Annotated in this window: 18 protein-coding genes and 1 pseudogene; 2 read left to right on the top strand and 17 right to left on the bottom strand. The window is 55.4% G+C overall.

Annotated features, from left to right (window positions below):
- Window position 1 precedes the first annotated feature (1 nt).
- Genes ACZ1G0_RS06045 through ACZ1G0_RS06035 form a run of 3 tightly spaced genes read right to left on the bottom strand, consistent with a single transcriptional unit; the run spans window position 2 to window position 5910 of the window.
- Window positions 2-1945, bottom strand: coding sequence for a site-specific DNA-methyltransferase (locus tag ACZ1G0_RS06045; protein ID WP_472736122.1), 1944 nt, complete (start codon window positions 1943-1945; stop codon window positions 2-4).
- 27 nt (window positions 1946-1972) lie between these two features.
- Window positions 1973-2641 carry a DUF4391 domain-containing protein gene (locus ACZ1G0_RS06040; RefSeq protein WP_472736121.1) on the bottom strand — a complete coding sequence of 223 codons (669 nt, stop codon included), beginning with the start codon at window positions 2639-2641 and terminating at the stop codon, window positions 1973-1975.
- Window positions 2638-5910 carry a helicase-related protein gene (locus tag ACZ1G0_RS06035; protein ID WP_472736120.1) on the bottom strand — a complete coding sequence of 1091 codons (3273 nt, stop codon included), beginning with the start codon at window positions 5908-5910 and terminating at the stop codon, window positions 2638-2640. The genes ACZ1G0_RS06040 and ACZ1G0_RS06035 overlap by 4 nt, the downstream gene beginning before the upstream one ends.
- Window positions 5911-6503: 593 nt before the next feature.
- Between ACZ1G0_RS06035 and ACZ1G0_RS06030 the strand changes: the two genes are divergently transcribed.
- Window positions 6504-6872 (top strand): ArdC-like ssDNA-binding domain-containing protein, encoded by a 369-nt coding sequence (locus tag ACZ1G0_RS06030; protein WP_472736119.1) that lies wholly within the window; start codon window positions 6504-6506, stop codon window positions 6870-6872.
- 9 nt (window positions 6873-6881) lie between these two features.
- Complete coding sequence (locus tag ACZ1G0_RS06025; protein WP_472736118.1) at window positions 6882-7160, top strand: zincin-like metallopeptidase domain-containing protein; 279 nt, start codon at window positions 6882-6884, stop codon at window positions 7158-7160.
- 28 nt (window positions 7161-7188) lie between these two features.
- On the opposite strand, the gene ACZ1G0_RS06020 is transcribed toward ACZ1G0_RS06025, so the two are convergent.
- The 14 genes and pseudogenes from ACZ1G0_RS06020 to ACZ1G0_RS05955 form a co-directional block, all read right to left on the bottom strand.
- Window positions 7189-8187, bottom strand: a complete 999-nt coding sequence (locus tag ACZ1G0_RS06020; protein WP_472736117.1) for a tyrosine-type recombinase/integrase — start codon at window positions 8185-8187, stop codon at window positions 7189-7191.
- Window positions 8184-9128, bottom strand: a complete 945-nt coding sequence (locus ACZ1G0_RS06015) for a tyrosine-type recombinase/integrase (RefSeq protein ID WP_472736116.1) — start codon at window positions 9126-9128, stop codon at window positions 8184-8186. Before ACZ1G0_RS06015 ends, ACZ1G0_RS06020 begins: the two co-directional genes overlap by 4 nt.
- Window positions 9125-9331 carry a tyrosine-type recombinase/integrase gene (locus ACZ1G0_RS06010; protein WP_472737774.1) on the bottom strand — a complete coding sequence of 69 codons (207 nt, stop codon included), beginning with the start codon at window positions 9329-9331 and terminating at the stop codon, window positions 9125-9127. Before ACZ1G0_RS06010 ends, ACZ1G0_RS06015 begins: the two co-directional genes overlap by 4 nt.
- A 65-nt stretch (window positions 9332-9396) precedes the next feature.
- Window positions 9397-9738 (bottom strand): annotated as a pseudogene (locus ACZ1G0_RS06005) (tyrosine-type recombinase/integrase); the annotation flags it as partial.
- A gap of 267 nt (window positions 9739-10005) precedes the next feature.
- Window positions 10006-10365 (bottom strand): hypothetical protein, encoded by a 360-nt coding sequence (locus ACZ1G0_RS06000; RefSeq protein WP_472736115.1) that lies wholly within the window; start codon window positions 10363-10365, stop codon window positions 10006-10008.
- A gap of 321 nt (window positions 10366-10686) precedes the next feature.
- Complete coding sequence (locus ACZ1G0_RS05995; protein WP_472736114.1) at window positions 10687-10968, bottom strand: hypothetical protein; 282 nt, start codon at window positions 10966-10968, stop codon at window positions 10687-10689.
- A 382-nt stretch (window positions 10969-11350) separates the two neighbouring features.
- The gene (locus tag ACZ1G0_RS05990; RefSeq protein WP_472736113.1) at window positions 11351-12472 is read right to left on the bottom strand and encodes an alanine racemase; all 1122 of its coding nucleotides are present in this window, start codon (window positions 12470-12472) and stop codon (window positions 11351-11353) included.
- Complete coding sequence (locus ACZ1G0_RS05985) at window positions 12469-13593, bottom strand: DUF1611 domain-containing protein (RefSeq protein WP_472736112.1); 1125 nt, start codon at window positions 13591-13593, stop codon at window positions 12469-12471. Before ACZ1G0_RS05985 ends, ACZ1G0_RS05990 begins: the two co-directional genes overlap by 4 nt.
- 133 nt (window positions 13594-13726) lie before the next feature.
- Window positions 13727-14410 (bottom strand): hypothetical protein, encoded by a 684-nt coding sequence (locus ACZ1G0_RS05980; protein WP_472736111.1) that lies wholly within the window; start codon window positions 14408-14410, stop codon window positions 13727-13729.
- Between the two features lie 124 nt (window positions 14411-14534).
- Window positions 14535-14888 (bottom strand): hypothetical protein, encoded by a 354-nt coding sequence (locus tag ACZ1G0_RS05975; RefSeq protein ID WP_472736110.1) that lies wholly within the window; start codon window positions 14886-14888, stop codon window positions 14535-14537.
- Between the two features lie 411 nt (window positions 14889-15299).
- Window positions 15300-15851 (bottom strand): 2OG-Fe(II) oxygenase, encoded by a 552-nt coding sequence (locus ACZ1G0_RS05970; RefSeq protein WP_472737773.1) that lies wholly within the window; start codon window positions 15849-15851, stop codon window positions 15300-15302.
- Window positions 15852-15909: 58 nt separating this feature from the next.
- Complete coding sequence (locus tag ACZ1G0_RS05965) at window positions 15910-16308, bottom strand: BLUF domain-containing protein (RefSeq protein ID WP_340426176.1); 399 nt, start codon at window positions 16306-16308, stop codon at window positions 15910-15912.
- A 281-nt stretch (window positions 16309-16589) separates the two neighbouring features.
- Entirely contained in the window at window positions 16590-17162 is a 573-nt protein-coding gene (locus tag ACZ1G0_RS05960) for a tyrosine-type recombinase/integrase (RefSeq protein WP_472737772.1), read from the bottom strand.
- A 216-nt stretch (window positions 17163-17378) separates the two neighbouring features.
- The gene (locus ACZ1G0_RS05955; RefSeq protein ID WP_472736109.1) at window positions 17379-17942 is read right to left on the bottom strand and encodes a Crp/Fnr family transcriptional regulator; all 564 of its coding nucleotides are present in this window, start codon (window positions 17940-17942) and stop codon (window positions 17379-17381) included.
- Window positions 17943-17976: the final 34 nt, after the last annotated feature.

Here is a 17976-nt window from a genome sequence, read left to right as displayed (position 1 = left end):
GTCAAATCGCCTTTACTTCGGTCTCGGGCGACATGGCTTTGAAGATCTGTTTCACGTTGATCTTGGTCTGGTCGTCGGCAAAGCCGGTGTCCTTGAACACGATCCGTAGCGGTGCGTGACCTGCCAGCTCTTTTACGAGGTCCTCGGAGATGCCATCGTCGAAACAGGCCATCAGGGCGGTGTCGGCGACGAAGAAGACGGTTTTGCCCTGCACGGTCTCGCGGCGAATGGGCAGGGTCAGGTCAACGCCCCAGTCGAGCAGGACCTGGAACAGCAGATCCTCGGCCGTGCGGTCGGGTTTGATATTGTCCACGCGGGACAGAAGATCGGCCTGCGCGGTCTGATCCGGCGTGTAAAACACATCGGCCATGTTGGAGCTGTCGATTTTGAGCACGCGGAAGCCGACATCCTTGTTCCAATCGGGGTGACACTCTCCTTCGAGGATTTTCTGCCCCGCGCGGCGGATGCGTTCTTTGGAGATTTCGGCGATAGTACCGAAACGTTCTTCTCCAGTTTTCTCAGCTAGCTGTACTGAGACGACCCTTCTGTTCATGCCATCCGAACAATTTTGTTGAAAAACTGCATGTGAAGTGGTTCCAGAACCAGCAAAAAAGTCCAATACGAGTTCGTTGGCAGTGCTATGAGAAAAAATAGAGACAAGGTATTGAATTAAATATACTGGTTTTGGGTAAGAAAAGTCCAAACCCCATCCAGAAAGCATTGAACTGTTTTGTTTGGTTGTTCCAACATTTCTGATCACCGTTAGAACGTGTCCCTGATCGGAAGACCGGCGCTTATATCCGTATATGGCGCCTGATTTCGTTATAGCAAACCATGTCTCTTTACCTTCGCTATCTTTGATAGGCTGGAAGCCATTTTTTATGAATAACTGCAATAAGTTTAGCGAACTCCACCCGCTTTCAACATAAGCGTCCGAAACGACCTTTCCGCTCTCCACAACTATACGATCGTGTACAAAAGGAGTACTATCCAAACGCTTTTCAACGACAAAGCTCTCAGACGAGGCTGGGAAACCCGATGGTAACAAAACCTTCGATGGTGGATTCGCCGGACCGTTCTTAGTGATAGAATTTTCGATAGTATCGTTGTATAGCTTGCTCGTTTCTTCGATATTTGGGTCAATCACCTTTGGGCGCTGCAAATTGTCCCCGCCTTTACAGTAACAAAGAATGTACTCATGAACGCCCTTTATTTTGCTCTGCTGGTCGACATTTCCGTCGTTATTCCAGACAAATTGCGCAACAAATGCATCCTCACCAAACGTTTCATCGCATAGCTTTCGGAGGTTAGCTTGTTCAGCGTCATTGATCGAAATCAAAATTACTCCATCATCCGCCAAAAGCGCTTTTGATAGACGAAGACGGCTATAAATCATGCTTAACCAATCTGAATGGAAGCGACCATTTGACGTCATGTTCGCAATCAATCGGTTCCCTTCATCATCCTTCTGGTTCGACCGCTCCAAAAACTCCGCCGAGCTCTCCGCAAAATCATCATCATAAACAAAGTCATTCCCCGTGTTATACGGCGGATCGATGTAGATCATCTTGACCTTGCCCAGATAGGTCTCTTGCAGCAGCTTCAGCGCTTCAAGGTTGTCGCCTTCGATGAACAGGTTCTGGGTGGTGTCGAAATCCACGCTTTCGTCCCGCGCGGGGCGCAGGGTTTTGGCGATGGGGGCGTTGGCGGTGATCAGCGCCTCGCGCTTGCCCGGCCAGTTCAGGTGATAACGTTCCTGCGGCCCCTCGACGATGCTGTCCGACAACTCTTGACGCAGCTGATCAAAATCCACCGCCAGACGCAGTTTGCCATCCTCACCCGCCGCCTCGGTCACGCAGCCGGGGAACAGCGCGCGGATTTTGGCGATGTTGTCCTGCGTCAGGTCCGGGCTGTGCATTTTCAGCTTTTCGATCTCGTCACTCATTCTCGTCCCCGTGTTCTTTTCTTGGGCCTATTCCGGCTTTTTCAGATGCTCGAAGTCCGCCTGCGCCTCGCGCAGCTGACCGTGCAGTGTCATTTTGATGTTGAATTGCGTCTCGCGTTTCAACCTGGATTTCAGCTGGCTGATCTCACGCTCTTTGGTTTTCAGGGCGTGCGTCCGGTCCATCCGTGCGCCCAAGGATTCCGCCGTCTGCGGCACAATCGGCATGAGCGCTGTCAGGATCTGTTCATAAAGCACGCCAAGGTTCAGCGCCACTGGCAATGGGCTGCGGGGCGTATCAGCGGGCAGCCATTCCGAGCGGAGATAGTCCGACAGCACCCATTTGGCCGCGTCCGCCTCTGACGGCCGTTTGTGGGCGGCTGCAATTTGCATCTGGCCGTCCTGTTCCAGTTCGAACAGGATCGGAAAGGGAATGGCGCGGTCGATGGCCCTCAGCACGTCGTCCTGCACCGCGTCGCTTTTCAGTGTGACGCGGAAGACCTGTATCTCCGGCACGGATTTGGTGGCGGGCAGGTTGATGGTTTCCGGGGCCAGCTTGGCGCGCCATGTGATCTGATCAACCTGGGCGACGAATTTGTCCTTCAGCGCGGTGAAGGCCTGGACCCGGTCATAGATCCGCGTCTTGGGCACGACGCGTTTCAGGACCGTGGCTTTGGGGTAGTCGAAGAGCGCCGTCATACAGGGTCTCGTACGACGATGAAGGCCAGAAGCTCAAAATCATCAAGCCCGGCGATGGTGTGGGTCAGCGCCGTGGTGTGCCCACCGGAAAAGAGGCTGTCGAGGTCACGTTCTTCTTTCACCTCGATCATGGATTTGATCGCGTCGCTGAGCAATTCGGAATACTTGCCCATCTCACGCCCGTCTATGGTTTCCGCGTTGAAGGCGTCGCACAGTGCCTTGATCGGCTGGTCCAGACCCTTGCAGCTGGAGCGGATGAGGTCGAGCAGGCGTTTAACCTCGGTGTGGTCAGCGATGACGTTGGCGTCGTTGTCGAGATAGATCAGGTAGTAGGGGTGCAGCCGGTTCTGTTGGTTGACGTTCACATCCTGGTGGATGTTGCGCAGGGCAAAGATCACGCCAGGCTGCAGGCCTTTCGCGGGGTTGGATGGGACGATGGCATGCAGGCCCTTGGGCTGGCCCGCCAGATCGCCATGTTCCTTGGTGTAGTTCAGCAGGTCCATGCGGAAGTCGTTCAGGCCAAGATCTGTGATGGAAACGCCGGTTTTGACATCTTCGAGCTCAATCACTTCTTCCTGCAGGCGCTGTAACTGGTCCTTGCGATAGGCGACGTCACTGCTTTTCGCCGTCAGCACGTTGTCTTCGCCGGTGCCAGTGAGGTCGACGATGTGCATCCGATTTTCGACACGTTCCTTGAGGTTGATGTATTCGTCGAGCGAGATGTCGGGCCAGTAGTTGACCAGCTGAATGGCGGTGTTGGGCGAGCCGATCCGGTCAACCCGGCCAAAGCGCTGCACGATACGAACCGGGTTCCAGTGGATGTCGTAGTTGATCAGGTAGTCGCAATCCTGAAGGTTTTGCCCTTCGGAAATGCAGTCGGTGCCGATCAAGATGTCCAGCTCTTCTGGCACCTCCGGCATGATCAGCGCCTTCTCTTTCGCCTTGGGGGCGAAGAGTGTAAGCACTGACTGGAAGTCGTAATGAGATTTCAACGTAGTCTTAGGGTTCCCTGAGCCCGTGACGATGCCTGTCTCGGATCCCATCGCGCCTTTGAGGGCGGGCGCGACGTGGCGATAAAGATATTCGGCGGTGTCTGCATAAGCGGTGAATATCAGAACCTTGCGATTGCCTGGGTTCAGGGGCGAGGTCATCTTCTGTTTGATGACGTCGATCAGGTGCTGCAGCTTGGCGTCCTCTTCAACGCCAACCTTATCCATCTCAGCCAAGAGGCCCTGAATGATCTCGCGGTCGCCGCCCAAGTCAGCTTTCCATGTCGGAATATCCATATCAACGAGGTCGATTTGGATCTTCTTGCCGATAGTAAACTCGCCAAGTCCCGACAGGTCATCATCGTCGGTATCCAAGTTGTCCACGTCATTGAAAACGTCTTCGATCCTGCCGTTGCCGCCACTTGCCTCGAACCGGTCGATGGCCTCCAGCATAGCGCCAATGTTTCGGTCTAGCGCACCCAATGTGAGGCGGAATGCCTCTACTGAACTTTCAAGGCGCTTCAAAAGGTTCGTAGTCATCAGCGCTTGCAGGCTGCGCTCGCGATCGGCCTGGCGCAGGGTACCTTTGGAGCCCTCCGTCTTGGTGTCGTAGAGCTCTTCATATTTTCTAAGGCGGCTCGGTTGGATGTAGTTCACCGGCGCGTAGACCGCCATTTTGAGAAGCGATAGGTCGCTATAAATCTCGTCGAACCCCACGACATCCTCGCGGAAAGTGATCGGGAGGTGATGGGAAATGGGCCTTTTACGCTCGGGGAATTGCCCGATGTCGGCCGTATCGTAGAATTGCTCGATATGCTTGCGAGAACGTGCGATCGTCACCGAGTCCAAGAGCTCAAAGAAATCAAGATCCAGCGCTCTGAGAATGGATTGTGCTGTGCGTTCCGCTGGAGGGAGCTCTGACCAGGTGTTGAAGGCGGTTTGAGCCTTCCGGAAAATCTCTTCAACACTGGATTTGGTTTTCAGATTGCGGCTCAACGTGTCCGAATGCCCCTCGTATGCCAATGCGAGCTGGTTGCGAAGGTCGGTGAACCTGTTGTTAACGGGGGTCGCGGAAAGCATCAGAACTTTTGTCTTTACGCCGGATCTGATGACCTTGTTCATCAGCTTCTGGTACCGAGTTTCCCGATCCTTGTAGACGTCGTTGTTTCGGAAGTTGTGAGACTCATCGATGACGACCAGATCATAATTGCCCCAATTGACCCGATCGAGTGGGATGCCCAGGGACTCGCCCGATGTTCTGGAAAGGTCGGTGTGGCAGAGGACATCATAGTTAAAGCGGTCGGCTGCAAAGAGGTTTGTCTTGAGGTTCGTGTTGTAGTTCCGCCAATTGTCAGCAAGCTTTTTCGGACAGAGAACCAGGACAGATTTGTTCCGTAACTCATAATATTTGACCACCGCGAGCGCGGTGAAGGTCTTTCCCAAGCCGACGCTGTCTGCAAGAATGCAGCCGTTATAGGTTTCCAGCTTATTAATTACCCCAGTGGCAGCGTCTCGTTGATAGTTGAACAGCTTGTTCCAGACGATGCTGTCGAGGTACCCTGTTTGATCATTGGGCAGCACATCCTCGTCGACCTCCTCAAGGAATTCCTGGAAGATGTTGTAAAGGATTAGAAAGTAAATCCTTTGCGGCGAATTCTCTTGGTAAACGGCCTCTATGTGCTGAAGGACTCGATCTGTTACATCTTGAACGTTTGCAGGGTTTGCCCATACCTGATCAAACAAAGAAAGATAGGTTTTTGTGGACAGATTATCTTCTAAAGCATGGGTCAAATTCGAAACGGCGTTGCCTGGCTGGTACCCCAAATCGACGGCTGAAAACCCACTAATAGGCAAGAAAACCATGTTGCCTTTGCGCGCTTCGATAGTCGCGAATTGCTGCATCGGGGCGTCAGTCACGTTAGATTTGAACGTAGCTTTCCTTCGCACCCAGTCCGCGCACTGTTTTGCAATGGCCTTTTGGGTCAATTTGTTCCGAAGATGAATTTCAAATTCTGTGCCGTACAGCGCGGTTTCTCTGAGCTGTTTCGGGATAAAGAACTCTCGTTTCTCTTTGCGCGAACGCCCGAGAGCTTCGTTCGGAATAAACGTCGGATCTGTCAGTATGAACTCGAGCTCTTTGACGCTTTCCAGTTCATTCCGCAGTGCTTCATATGCAAAGATTGAGAAGCAACTGGCCGCCACCCGTATTTTCGCACCGGCTTCAGACCCTGCTTTCAGTTCATCTCCCAAGAGGACAGAAATGTTGTCGATGATTTTCAAAAGATTGCCCTGAATTCGAACGGTTTTTTGTAAACGTATCGCGTAACGGCCTGTGTTCACAGCCCAAATTCAACCTATGTACACGGATTATCTTTCGGATCATCGCCAAGGCTGTTTGACGATCAGAAGTGCCGCAACAGGTCGCTGCGACACGCCAAGCTGATGTTCGTCTTGTTTCGAGCCCACGTCTAATCGCGCGGGCAACATCTCCCAGTAGACTGCACCGAGGCTCAACGGGCCTTTGGCCCGCTCACCCCGATCCAGACACCATTCCTTTTGTTTGGTCCGCCCAACATCCCTGACCGTGGCGGTCAACCTTAGTCCATCCCCAAAATCAGCCACCAATTTCCCCTGTCTCGCGGGCGAGCCATTCCTCGCGCGGCAAATTGGCGTCTGATTTGGGCGCAGACATTTTCTTCGCAAATGTGGCCGATTGACAGCCCCGTTCAGGGCCGTGGGTCGGGCTTTGCCCTCTCCCACTCTGTTCCGCCGAATACATGCGTATTCGGTCAGATCAGGTGGCCGAGGCGCAGCCCAACGGCGGAAGGGGGCGCGAAGCCTCACCCGCGTCACTTTGATCGAGGAGGCCACAAATGGCACCGAAGTTTGATGTTTATGCCCATGTCACCAACACCATTATTGCAAAGATCGAGGCGGGCACGCCGCCATGGCGCAAGCCGTGGACAGGGAGCGCGTCCGGCATTGCCTTGCCGACCCGACACAACGGGGAGGAGTATCGCGGAATTAACGTCCTGATGCTCTGGGTCATGGCGGCCAAGCATGGCTATGTGTCCAGCCGCTGGATGACCTACAAACAGGCGCAGGAACTGGGTGGCCAAGTCCGCAAAAGCGAAACGTCGTCGACCGTGGTCAAATACGGGACGTTTACCCGAGAAAACGAATTGGGCATCGAGGAGGAGCTGCCCTATGCGCGCGCCTATCGCGTGTTTAACGCGGATTAGATCGAGGGTTTGCCGGAGGAGTACTACATCCATCCCGAGGCTCCGCGCGATCTCGGCACGGCGGAAGACCCTAAGCTCGAGGCGTTTTTTAGCCGGACAGGGGCGGAGATCATTACCAGTGATGATCCGCGCGCCTATTACAGCCCCGCCAAAGATCACATCCACATGCCGCCGATTACCACCTTTCACGATGCGGCAGGCTATTATGGGACGTTGGCCCATGAGGTGATCCATAATGCCGAGGTTCGGATTATGCCGCGCCGATATCCAGCTCCTGTTGTGTTGTAGTTAGATCGGCGCGGCAGGTCGGCATAATTCAGAGCGCTTCTAGGAATGCCAAGAGTTCGTCACCCGGTCGATATCGTCCGCTCGCCTGGCCAAGTGGCTTTGTCAGAGCCATAGCCCTTTCTTTCAGTTCGATATCGGCGTGGATGTAGACTTCTGTCGTATCAATCGATTCATGGCCCATCCAAAGGGCAATGATTGTCCGATCAAGTCCGCTCTGTAGAAGCTGCATTGCAGCGGTGTGGCGCAAGACATGGGGTGTGGCGCGCTTCAGTCTGAACTTCGAGTTGGTCGAGGCAGCGGTGGCCGCATGTTTCCGAACAATTCGCTCGACCGCATCTCTGCTGAGCGGCCTGCCACTGATGGTTGCGAACAGGGGCTCGTTGGGCTCAGCCCGGCTCTGCGCGAGCCACGCCTTCAATGCATCCCGACTGTCTGTGCGAAGCGGCGTCGCGCATTCCTTTCGGCCTTTGCCCATACATCTGAGGGGCGCTCCGGTGCCGAGCTCGACGTCGCCGACGCGCAGGCCGATCACCTCTGATACGCGCAAACCCGTCTGTAGCATTGTGAGGAGCAACACCCGATCACGCCGCCCAAACCAGGTCGTCTGGTCAGGTGCCTTCAGCAAGGCCTCCATCTCGTCACGGGTGAGGAAGTCCACGACGCGTTTTTCGTGCCGTTTGGACGGCATCGCCAGCACCTTCTGGCAATGATGCAGCAACTGAGGTTCACAGCCCACGACATATTTGAAGAACGAACGGATCGCGGCTAGCCGCGTGTTCCGGCTTCGCGCGCTGTTGCCGCGTTCATCCTCGCAGAACGTCAAGAACCGCCCGATGATGTCGGCATCGATGTGGGCTACATGCAGCTCAGGCGGCGGCAACCTGGTCTCTGCTGTCGCGTATTTCAGCAAGAGCCGGAAGGTGTCGCGATAGCTGGCGATCGTGTTTGGGCTGGCCTGCATCTGGGTCAACAGCCGCTCGGTGAAGAACCGTTGCACGTAGATTGGCAATGGATAGGTCGCGATCATGATGCGCCCTCCAGTACCCGTCGTTCGGCCCGCGCCGCAGCCAGCTGCATCAGCTCGGGCACGGCTTCGACATACCAGAATGTGTGCTTTGGTTCGGAATGGCCGAGATAGGTGCTGAGCTTGTACATCTCTGCCTCGATGTCTCGGCCATCGCGGAACCAGTCCAGGATGGTGTGGACGGCAAATGTGTGCCGCAAATCATGGATGCGCGGTCCATCGCCGTGTCGGTTAAAGGCTTGCGGTGAGCGAAGACCGATGTTTCTGCTGACTTGCGCGAAGTTGTAGCGGGCCCCGCAATCTCCCGCCGGCTTGCCATCTTCTTTGATGAAGAACGCCGACGACTGGTGCGCTACCAGCCGATCCCGCAACTCGGCATAGTGGGCGAGCCGATGGGCGGTGTCGTCCTTGACGGGCAGCTGCCGATCCTTACCATTCTTCGTGTTTCTGAGCGTAAGCACGGCACGGTCAAGATCGACGTCTTGCCGGTCCAGAGACAAAGCTTCGTTCACCCGCATGCCCGTCACCGCGATCAAGCCGAACAGGGTCTGGCACAAAGCGGCACGCAGGCCGTAGGGCGACGGCAGCCGCCCGGCTTCATCGACAATGTCCGCGATCTGACTGGGCGCATAGATGTAGGGGACACGTCTTCGGTTTCGGCCTATGACGAGTTGGCTGGACGGGACTTCGGTCCGATCGTCGTGCTCTGCAAGCCAAAAGGCGAACCGGCGCACCATGCCAAGGCGACGAGACCATGTGTTGTTGTCCGCGCTGCCATAGTTTCCCTTCCAGCCAAGGAACAAGGGCGTCGAGATCCGGTCGAACCCGTTTTCGTCGCCATAGATCGCGAACTTGCGCAAAACCCGTTCCTCGAAAGAGAGGTCAAAGCCCATCGAACGCCGCAGGGCCAGGTATTCATCAAGTCGTTGGGTAAGCGGCTTCATTGCTTTTCCTCCGCCGTGGGCCAGGAACGCGAGATCGAGCGCAAGGCATCGACATCATGTTGCGCATAGATTGTCGTGTTCATTGCAGACCGGTGCCGAAGCACATCCCCGATCTCGGCAAGCGACGCGCCTCTTCGCAGCATGTCGTTGGCCAGGCTGTGCCGCAGAATGTGCGTGCCGATATAGGCTTGCGGCGGAGTAATGCCGGTCGCAGCATATGCATCCCGTAAAATCCAGCGCAGGATTTGCGCGTCCTGAACCTCTTGAACGGCGGTTTGACTGATACGAACAGCGCGCGGTCCGGGCCCCGGCGCTCGTTCTTGATGTAATCGACAATCGCCTCACCAATCTCCGCCGACATTGGCATCCGATCATGCAATTGCCTTTTGCCACGGATCAGGATTTCACCAGCACGCCAGTCGATATCGTCCAGTTCTATCGCCGTCACCTCTGGGGGCCGAAGGCCCAGCCGGGCGATCAGCATCAGCATTGCATAGTTGCGTCGGCCCGTTTTCTTGTGGCCACGCACCGCCTCAATGAGCCGGTTGACCTGTTCCGGCTCCAGATACCTCGGAATGCCTGTCGGCTTCGGCTGCCGCGCCTTCGGCACGGCGCTGCTCAGGTTTCGCTCCGTCTTACCGCCCCAAAACAGGAACTGGAACAGGTTACGCAGATGTGACGGACCGGTCTTGTCGCGCGGCGCATTTTGCGCCTCACGCAATCGAAGGATAAACCCAGTGATGTCGCGGGGTTTGATCTTGTTGAGATCGCCTAAACCGGTCCCGAACTTCGCGGTCAGGAACCGGTCATAGAACCGCAGGCAGTGGTAGATTGTGTCCCCGGACAGACCGCGCTGGACGCGCAGGTACGTCTCGTACTATCGTTTGAGCACAGCCCTTGGCGACATGTCGAGCGGCGGTATAGGACGCGCAGGAGCGGATGCATTCTCGATCAGGTAATCCCTGAACCGATTAAGTCGGTATAGGCAATGCTTCTTGTCTTTCGCCGACGCGGCGTCGACGATTGGACGCGCAAGCTGGTCCATAAGCTCATCAGTTAACTCAGCAGGGGTGAGTTTTGCCGATACCAGGGCCTCCGTGAGCGCTTTTGCATTCGACCTGTATTTCGCAATCGACCCCTTGCTGTACCCTTCAGATTCGATGACTTCGGCGAAGTGGTCAGCATGGTTGATCCGGTTTGGTAGAGATCCGTTCGCGCGAGATGGTTGCGTTTTCATAAGCTTTTCCTTCAGTTGGTTGAAGGTTGTGCTTATGCCAGATCACCGAAGCGGACGCTCACGGGGCGAGGATAGATCGACACAATGCGGACAAAGCGGACTTGTGCAGGTGCAGCTATTGCTGACGCAGCATTTCTTCGCAGTCACACCATCGTTGTAGCTGCGATGCAGCTGACGTCATCGAAGCCGTCATTCAAACCTTCGGTTTTGAGCCGGTCGACACCAGCTTTTCGCAGCGGCTGCGCCAATAGCCGTTTTTCTAACTACTCGGCCCATGGTGGGGGTACGTCTTTTGGGAGGCACGTTGCCAGAGGCGTGGTTCTAGAAATCATCAGTTTCCGGAACATTCCCGAGCCTAACAAGAAAGCTCGGTGATCCAACCTCGCCACTCTCGGGGTCTTCACTAATCATATAGGCATCGGCACCGGCGCACTCCTCAGACTGGGCTTCCCGTTCTGCTCTGTTCTGAGCTTCTGCTGCCGTGGAATACTGAAATTGCTTGCCAATCTTCAGACTCGTTTGCCCGTCGCGCCTTGGCTTCTGTTCCACGTATGTCTGACAGATATAGTGAACTTTTGTTGTGCTCTCGTCTGCGTGCGTCATTAGCAAACTCCTTCTGGTGTGTCCGGTCGCTCAGGCAGATTGAAAGACGCAGGCGAAACGTGGGGTGCTGCGATGTAGTAGCCTGGGTTCAACCATTCCTGCGCCCCTGGCGCGACGGCTTTGTCGGAGTGTTGGCCTCCCGTTCAAGGCGCGCGTTGCGAAGACGGTCGTTCTTGGCTTGGCGCTGCTCAGCCTCTTCTGCGACCATCTTGCGAACGATGCGGGTTGTCTTGTCCAATGGTGTTTCCGCTTTGGAGCCTTGAGCCTTGAGCCTTGAGCCTTGAGCCTTGAGCCTTGAGCCTTAAACACGCTTGTCTTTGTTAGTTTTGCCAAGTGATCATTTCCTTCTTGATTGCGCTTTGCCAGGCCCCAACACTGTCGGTCAAACCAATGCCAGGTGTTTCTTTGGACCATGGGCATCGTTTTCCTGTGACCGAGGCCGGTCATTGTGTAGACTCGTTTGAATGTCAGGCGCGGCCATGGCGCGCATCAATGCGCTATAGTTCATCTGAAACCGCATTTCCGATCCAACGCGGAGCTTCTGATCTGTCGTGCCAATGACGAGATGATCGCTTGTCGCACCGATAAGTGTACTGCCAGCAGGCATCGAAAGCCCGGCCACATCCACGTCTTGGTTTCCAAGGGCAGGAATAATCCTTGTCGTCTCGAGGGTGGCTGGAACGAGCCGAATGATTGCCGGTGCGTGATCTGCGGTACCCAAGGGTGAGCTCACTGTCTTGGTGTCGGTTTCGATAACTTCGGCGACAAGCGTAAAGCTGTCTCGAAACAAACCACCAATCTGAACTCCTGTGATCGGATCCATGCCAAGCAGTATGGCTTCGCCAATGCGCAGATCGTTGATCCGGCCGGTCGCACGCGAGCCGAACGCCCAAGGCAAATTTGCAGAATTGCCGCCAGATACTGTTTGAAGGAATGGGCCACACCGCCCCTCGACTTCATTGGCAAGTGCGGTCAAGGCCTGCATTTTGGTAGCTGTAGGGGCAATGCCGCTCAGACAGGCGAAATTGGCACCGATGCCTTTCAGCGCTACACCGGGCATGTCCACAACTTGCTGTCCTATACGTCCAATGTGTTGTGGCATGATCCCTTCGCGCAATTCACCCATTTCGGCCATCAAGATGACGCCGTGAACCTTGTTTTGTCGGAGTGCAGCAGCCGCCAATGCTGCGATCACAGGTATCTCTGTGTTGTAGCTCGCCTCACAGACTTGCACGATGTCATCGACCTGGTTCAACAATGGTGTTCTGATCAAGGTGATCGGACTCGTCACGCCAGCCTGGCGCAACCGTCTTACATTGCTCAAACGCGCCTCGGCCAAACCCTCGGCGCCGCCGTCAAGCATGGCCTGTGCCATGGCCGGATGCCCACATACCGCTTTGGTCACCGCAGTCACCCGTATGCCACGCCCTTTCATGCGCTCGACAACTGTTCGTGTGTTGTGCCGCAATTTGTGCAGATCAACTTCTATCCGAGGGCAGTTCAAACCGCGGCCATGGGTGTTCCTTGCTGCAGGCCGGGATAGGCCGCAGCAACCATTGCCAGCAAATGTGCCGCTGGTCTGCTAAGCGCGTCAGTGACGGGCAGCCCCAGTTTTTCGCTTTGGGCTGCAATCGTCTTTGTGATCTCGGCTTCCGACATCCCCTCGTGATTGAGCGTGACACCGATGACCTTGGTGTCAGAAAAGGCCTCGATCAAAGCAATCTCGCGTGCCGGGGTAGGCATTGGCATATTGGGAAAATCGCAGCGATGGGCGCGTTTTGGTGCATGCTGAAGGATGACGGCATCGGGTTGGCTGCCGCGCATGATAATGGCAGATGTGCAGAACGCTGGATGGCTGAGCGCACCTTGGCCCTCGATCAAAATGACATCGGGCTGTTCCGCCTCTGAGGCGGCGACAATCGCCCCCTCAAGTTCGCCGCAGCAGAATTGGGGCGGGACGGCGTCCATGGCCACACCATATTTTGCCCCCTGCATCAGGCCCGTCTGGCCCGTGCCCACCAGCACAGTCTTGATGCCCTTTGCATTGAGGGCGCGTGCCAAGACGGTCGCAGTGGTCCGTTTTCCGATCGCGCAATCGGTTCCCAGTACTGCGATGCGTAGCGCATGGACATTCGCGACGCTGCCGTCGAACAAGCGCATGTCTTTGCTGGCTTTGGGTTTGCGGATGTCGCGGATGGTGACCTGGCTGTCCGATGCGGCTTGCGCGATTGCGGCATCGTCACTGAGATATTCATGCAGGCCGCTGACGATGCTCATACCCCGCGCGATTGCGTCCAGCACTACGCCACGATCCGCGGGCGAGAGCCGTCCTTTTGAGGGGGCCATGCCGTAGATGAAAGTATCAGGTATGGAGGATTCGCGGGCGATAGCGATGTTCAAGCTTTCGAGGATTGGTATATCGTTGATTACGTCATCAAGAACCAGCCCGGCGTTCTCGCCGCTATGGGTGCTGTCGATGACCGAGACGATCCTGTAGGCCTCTGAATGACGTACCAGGCTGTTGGCCGTCTTACCGTCAATTTTGGCGAAGTTGCCTTCGCAGTAGACAACCGCGGTTGGGATTTGAGTGAGCGAAAATGATTGCGCTGGTGCCTCAAGGATCACGGGGGCGCTTGAGCGCCCCTGACGGGCGGCGAACGGTATCTACCGTCTGGATTTCGGTTTTCATCTTGTCTTCCTTTTGGTGGTGAGACTGTCGTTCGACTAGGTGTTGAGGCGGACGTCTTGGCGCACGCGCCTAGTTATTCAGAACGCACATACCCTTGGACTTTTGAAAGTTCCGATTGCATTCCCAACGGTTGCCGGACATGTCGAGATGGGCGTTTGCGGGGATTTCGATTACTTGGCAGCCTCCACCCGAAACTTCATATCCCCGCTGGCATTTCCATCCGTCGCCGTAAGGTGCATCGTCAAAATATGCGAATTCCGGGATCGCGACGGCCTCGCAAAGACCGTCCTGTTCGAAAAACCCACGTTCGCATGACCAGGGTTGACCGTAGCGCGACCCGTTCAGATATCCGTTGGCGGGCACCACGATGGCAGCGCAACTGTCGTCCACCTTCTCAAACCCACGTCCACATTCCCATGCGGACCCATCCTCTAGATAGGCATTTTCAGGCACCACAACCTCTTGGCAGGTATCGTCGACTTTGAGAAAGCCGCGCAGGCAGCGCCAGCGTTTGCCTGATGGGTCGAGGAACCCACCATCGGGGACAACCACCGCAACGCAGGCCACCTCGTCGACCTTGCGAAATCCGTAATGACATTCCCAGCCGGATCCATAGGTGCGGTTTGTCTCATAGGCGTTTTCAGGGACCACAATAGCTGCGCAGTTCTCGTCCATGAGCCGATACCCGACGTTGCATTCCCAACCGTCGCCATAGCTTTTTGCGCTGGCGTTTTCCGGCATGGTCTGGGCCATGGCGGGCATTGCAAGGAGTAGCAGAGCAAAGACGGGGCCTATGAAAACGGCCCAAAGTAGCCGAGCGTCCGCCAAAATCGATGTCCCGCAAACTGTTTCTGACGATTGCGGCGGTACTTTCGAATTATGATCCATCCAACTCAAGCCCCGCGAGGCGAGCAGCCGCTAGGTCACGATCTGGCGTATCTGTACCGGGGCGCGTGGCCCAGCCCGTTTCCATCAATGCATTGCGGCGGCCAAAACTATTGAGATCCTGAAGAGTTGCGAGCTTCTCTGTGCGTTCCGGATCAGCCGCTGACATATTGAGGCAGACCGGCACCATCGCCAAAGTCACCTCGTCAGCAGCCAAGTCCTGTGCCATGGTTTGGGCGTTGCTGCTTGTTGTCCAGCCACCCCAAGCGAAGCCAATTATAGAAACCGCAATCGCACCACCGAAAGCACCGTAGAGGCCGGGTTTCGTCCATTCTGGAAAAGTCATTTTTGATCCTTTGACGGAGAAAGCGCCGCCACGCTGTTTTTGCGCTGACAAAACATTTTGTCAGAGCGGCATCGAGATCGATTTATCGACAACACGCAATCCATGCCCGGGCGCAAATCGCTGGTCCGTCAGGCCGCCATGACGGAAAGTCATGACGCATGGGTGATGCGGTCGTGCGCCATCAGTCGGCAACCGTCCCAAGCGTCAAGTCCCTGTAAAGGCACGCCACAGTCGAATTCTAGTGATAGATAGTTGCAGCTGGCTCTGGCAGGCGATGCACCTCTGCCGAAGGAGACCAGAACTTTGTATCTTTATGTAGTCGCCCAGAACCCAATTTACAATCGTGGCTGACTTGACCCCTTTTCAGAACAAAGCCCGTGGTTTCTAGCTCTTGACCTCTTTGAGCCGCCTTCAGCGAAACGCGGGGCCATGCGCCCAGACGGTCAACGAGCGCCGGATGCCCCGCTTGATCGGCGTCACCTGATGCAGTGCAAAGCTCGGAAACACACTTACAGACCCTTGCGCCCGATTGGCCAATTGGATGTGGGCGCTCGGCCTGATTTCCAAGTCACCCCCGTCGTAGGTGTCCGGGTTGCTCAATTGCAGCACAAGCGTGAGCTTTCTTTTACCAGCAGCAGGACCATCGCCGATGTCAGAATGCCAGGCAAAATGGCCACCTTTGGCTGCATCATATTTGGCTAGTTGCGGGCTTTCCGCAAATTCGCGCACATCGAAATCAAACCGGTGCTTGTTGGAATGACTGACAAGCTCAATCAACCGGTTAATCACCCAGCTGAGGTCTCCGACATCGTCCATCCAAACGAGTTCCGCATTACGCAGATTGTGATACCGCTTGCGGCCCACAAGCAGCGCGTCATCGGTGGGCATTTTGTCGATTGCCGCAACGATGCCTTCACATTCCCACGTCGTGAACGCATCGGGCACTGAGTGCACCCCCATCATGCCGCCCACCATTTACAGGTCATGGTTCGCGTCTGCATCGATGCGAGAAGGATCTGCATCAATGTACAGCCGGTATCCCGGATCGATCCGATAGGTCTTTGAATACTTTTATGATTTCTGCTGTTTCTGCGCGATCAAGTGCGGCATTTGCGATCTCTTCTTCCGTCCAAATCCAAGTCTTCGCAGGATCATGAAGCATCGCCCAACTTGCAAACAATCGGGTTTGTATCCTGCGATTCAGGAGTTCTTTGACCCCAGCATGACGGTCATCGCGACAAATCCGAGCATAGGCTGCGCGCACTGCATCTTCCGGTCCTTCCAGCAGTTGAAGGTAGATGTCATGTCTACAAACAAGCGCGCCGGTCACGTCATCCCGCTTATTACAGCGTCTGGCATCGAGCAAAATGCCTGCCAGTGTCGGCTCATCGTATCCAAACGGCTGTGACGCATAAACGATCTGAATGAGATTTTTGATGAATTGGCTCCCTGCGGGATTGAGCGATTCATGAAAGTACTATGGTAGAGGCACGATCACATCGCTTCAGGTGAGGACCGTACGGCTTCGGCGACGCTGAGTCTCTACCAAAGTGAACGAACGGCCAATTTGGCGAAATTCCTTTCAAGATTGAGGTTCTTGCCCTGTGAACTCAGAGGGTGGGCGCAATACGGCCCATCATCTCCCGAAAGATAAATAACCCCTTCGAAATGGCGAACGGCGGAGCCGCTCGCCAAGGCAAGTCAGATGTCAATGCGCTCTGCAATGCTAAGAGCATCTTCAAGCTCGACACCCAGATATCGAACGGTGCTGTCCACTTTGGTGTGACCAAGCAGCAGTTGGACGGCGCGGAGGTTGCCTGTCTTGCGGTAGATCTCCGCAGCTTTGGTCCATCGCAGCGAATGGGTGCCGTAGCCACTCGGTTCCAATCCGATCGCCGTCACCCAATCGCGAACAATCCGACCATACTGACGGGTTGAGATGTGCGGGCGATCGTGGAAGCGGCTCGGGAACATGAAATGGCATCCGATCATCTCTGGTGATCTTACCCATGCAGTGACAGTATCTCTTGTGTTTTCAGTCAATTCGAACTGGACTGGCCTCTTGGTTTTGCTTTGCATCACCGAAACTCTTTCGCGAACGCGATCATTTTTGACCAAATCGCTGACGGCGAGTTTGACCAGATCACAGCCCCTTAGCTTGCTATCAATCGCCACGTTGAACAGTGCAAGGTCGCGAAGATAGCCCGCAAGTTCGAGCCGCGCACGGATAGCCCAAACCTGTCTGGGAAGCAGCGGCCGCTTCTGGCCAATGATACGCCCCTTGTTCTAGGCTTTGCGCTTTGGGGTGACTGCGGGAAGTTGGACTCTTGGCATATTTTGCCCTCCAATCCTCCCTCCATACCCAGTCATCAGCACCTCGCTCACGCAGAGAGCTTAGCATGGCGTTGAATTGCAGTTTTCCGAAGAACCTGAAACATGGCCTCTCTGCAAGCCCATTGGGTGTCTCAGAACCCTTCCTACCTTGTTGCTTCAGGACGGCGCGTTTTCGTTCTTCGTTCGACGCTTCGCCAGTTCTCGATATAACGCAGGGGGTGTCACACCGATCCAATCCGCGACCCGTACCCATCCGCCTTCCTCAGGGGGACCGTACAGTTCGAGATAGGCGTCCAGCCGATCTGCGACTTTGCGCAAACGCATAATCTCAACGCGGGTCCGCAAGGTCTGTAACTCTCTCGCTGTTCTTTCGAACGCTCTGATCAAAAGTTGATCTGATGAAACAGCATTTTCCAAATGCGCCATCAATTTCGCTCTGGGCAACCAAACGACCGTCGTCGCCGTGCCCGCCATTGCATCGCAGTGATACCTGTCCGCAAAGAGGGATGCTTCGGCGACCAGATCACCAGCACCGGTGCTGTGAAGGGTCAGGAGCCCGCCATCTTGGAGCGCCCGCCGAAGGGAAATACGCCCTTCACGGACCAGGAATGCCCAGTCAACTTTATCGCTTCGCCGAAATAGCGTTTCGCCTTCCGCCAGCGTTCTCTTAGGCGCGCCGTCAAAACAATGAAGCCAATGATCATACATGATTTCTATCATGTTCTGTACTGCTCACTCCATGCAATCCCTTTGC

The sequence above is a fragment of the Thalassobacter sp. HA4-2 genome (assembly GCF_055693705.1).
This window is presented reverse-complemented; position numbering and strand designations above follow the sequence as displayed.

Excerpts from the sequence above, each read along its gene's own strand:
- ACZ1G0_RS06045 (WP_472736122.1), bottom strand. The coding sequence starts at position 1,945 with ATGAGTGACGAGATCGAAAAGCTGAAAATGCACAGCCCGGACCTGACG.
- ACZ1G0_RS06040 (WP_472736121.1), bottom strand. The coding sequence starts at position 2,641 with ATGACGGCGCTCTTCGACTACCCCAAAGCCACGGTCCTGAAACGCGTC.
- ACZ1G0_RS06030 (WP_472736119.1), top strand. The coding sequence starts at position 6,504 with ATGGCACCGAAGTTTGATGTTTATGCCCATGTCACCAACACCATTATT.
- ACZ1G0_RS06020 (WP_472736117.1), bottom strand. The coding sequence starts at position 8,187 with ATGATCGCGACCTATCCATTGCCAATCTACGTGCAACGGTTCTTCACC.
- ACZ1G0_RS06015 (WP_472736116.1), bottom strand. The coding sequence starts at position 9,128 with ATGAAGCCGCTTACCCAACGACTTGATGAATACCTGGCCCTGCGGCGT.
- ACZ1G0_RS06000 (WP_472736115.1), bottom strand. The coding sequence starts at position 10,365 with ATGAAAACGCAACCATCTCGCGCGAACGGATCTCTACCAAACCGGATC.
- ACZ1G0_RS05995 (WP_472736114.1), bottom strand. The coding sequence starts at position 10,968 with ATGACGCACGCAGACGAGAGCACAACAAAAGTTCACTATATCTGTCAG.
- ACZ1G0_RS05980 (WP_472736111.1), bottom strand. The coding sequence starts at position 14,410 with ATGGCCCAGACCATGCCGGAAAACGCCAGCGCAAAAAGCTATGGCGAC.
- ACZ1G0_RS05975 (WP_472736110.1), bottom strand. The coding sequence starts at position 14,888 with ATGACTTTTCCAGAATGGACGAAACCCGGCCTCTACGGTGCTTTCGGT.
- ACZ1G0_RS05970 (WP_472737773.1), bottom strand. The coding sequence starts at position 15,851 with ATGATGGGGGTGCACTCAGTGCCCGATGCGTTCACGACGTGGGAATGT.
- ACZ1G0_RS05955 (WP_472736109.1), bottom strand. The coding sequence starts at position 17,942 with ATGATAGAAATCATGTATGATCATTGGCTTCATTGTTTTGACGGCGCG.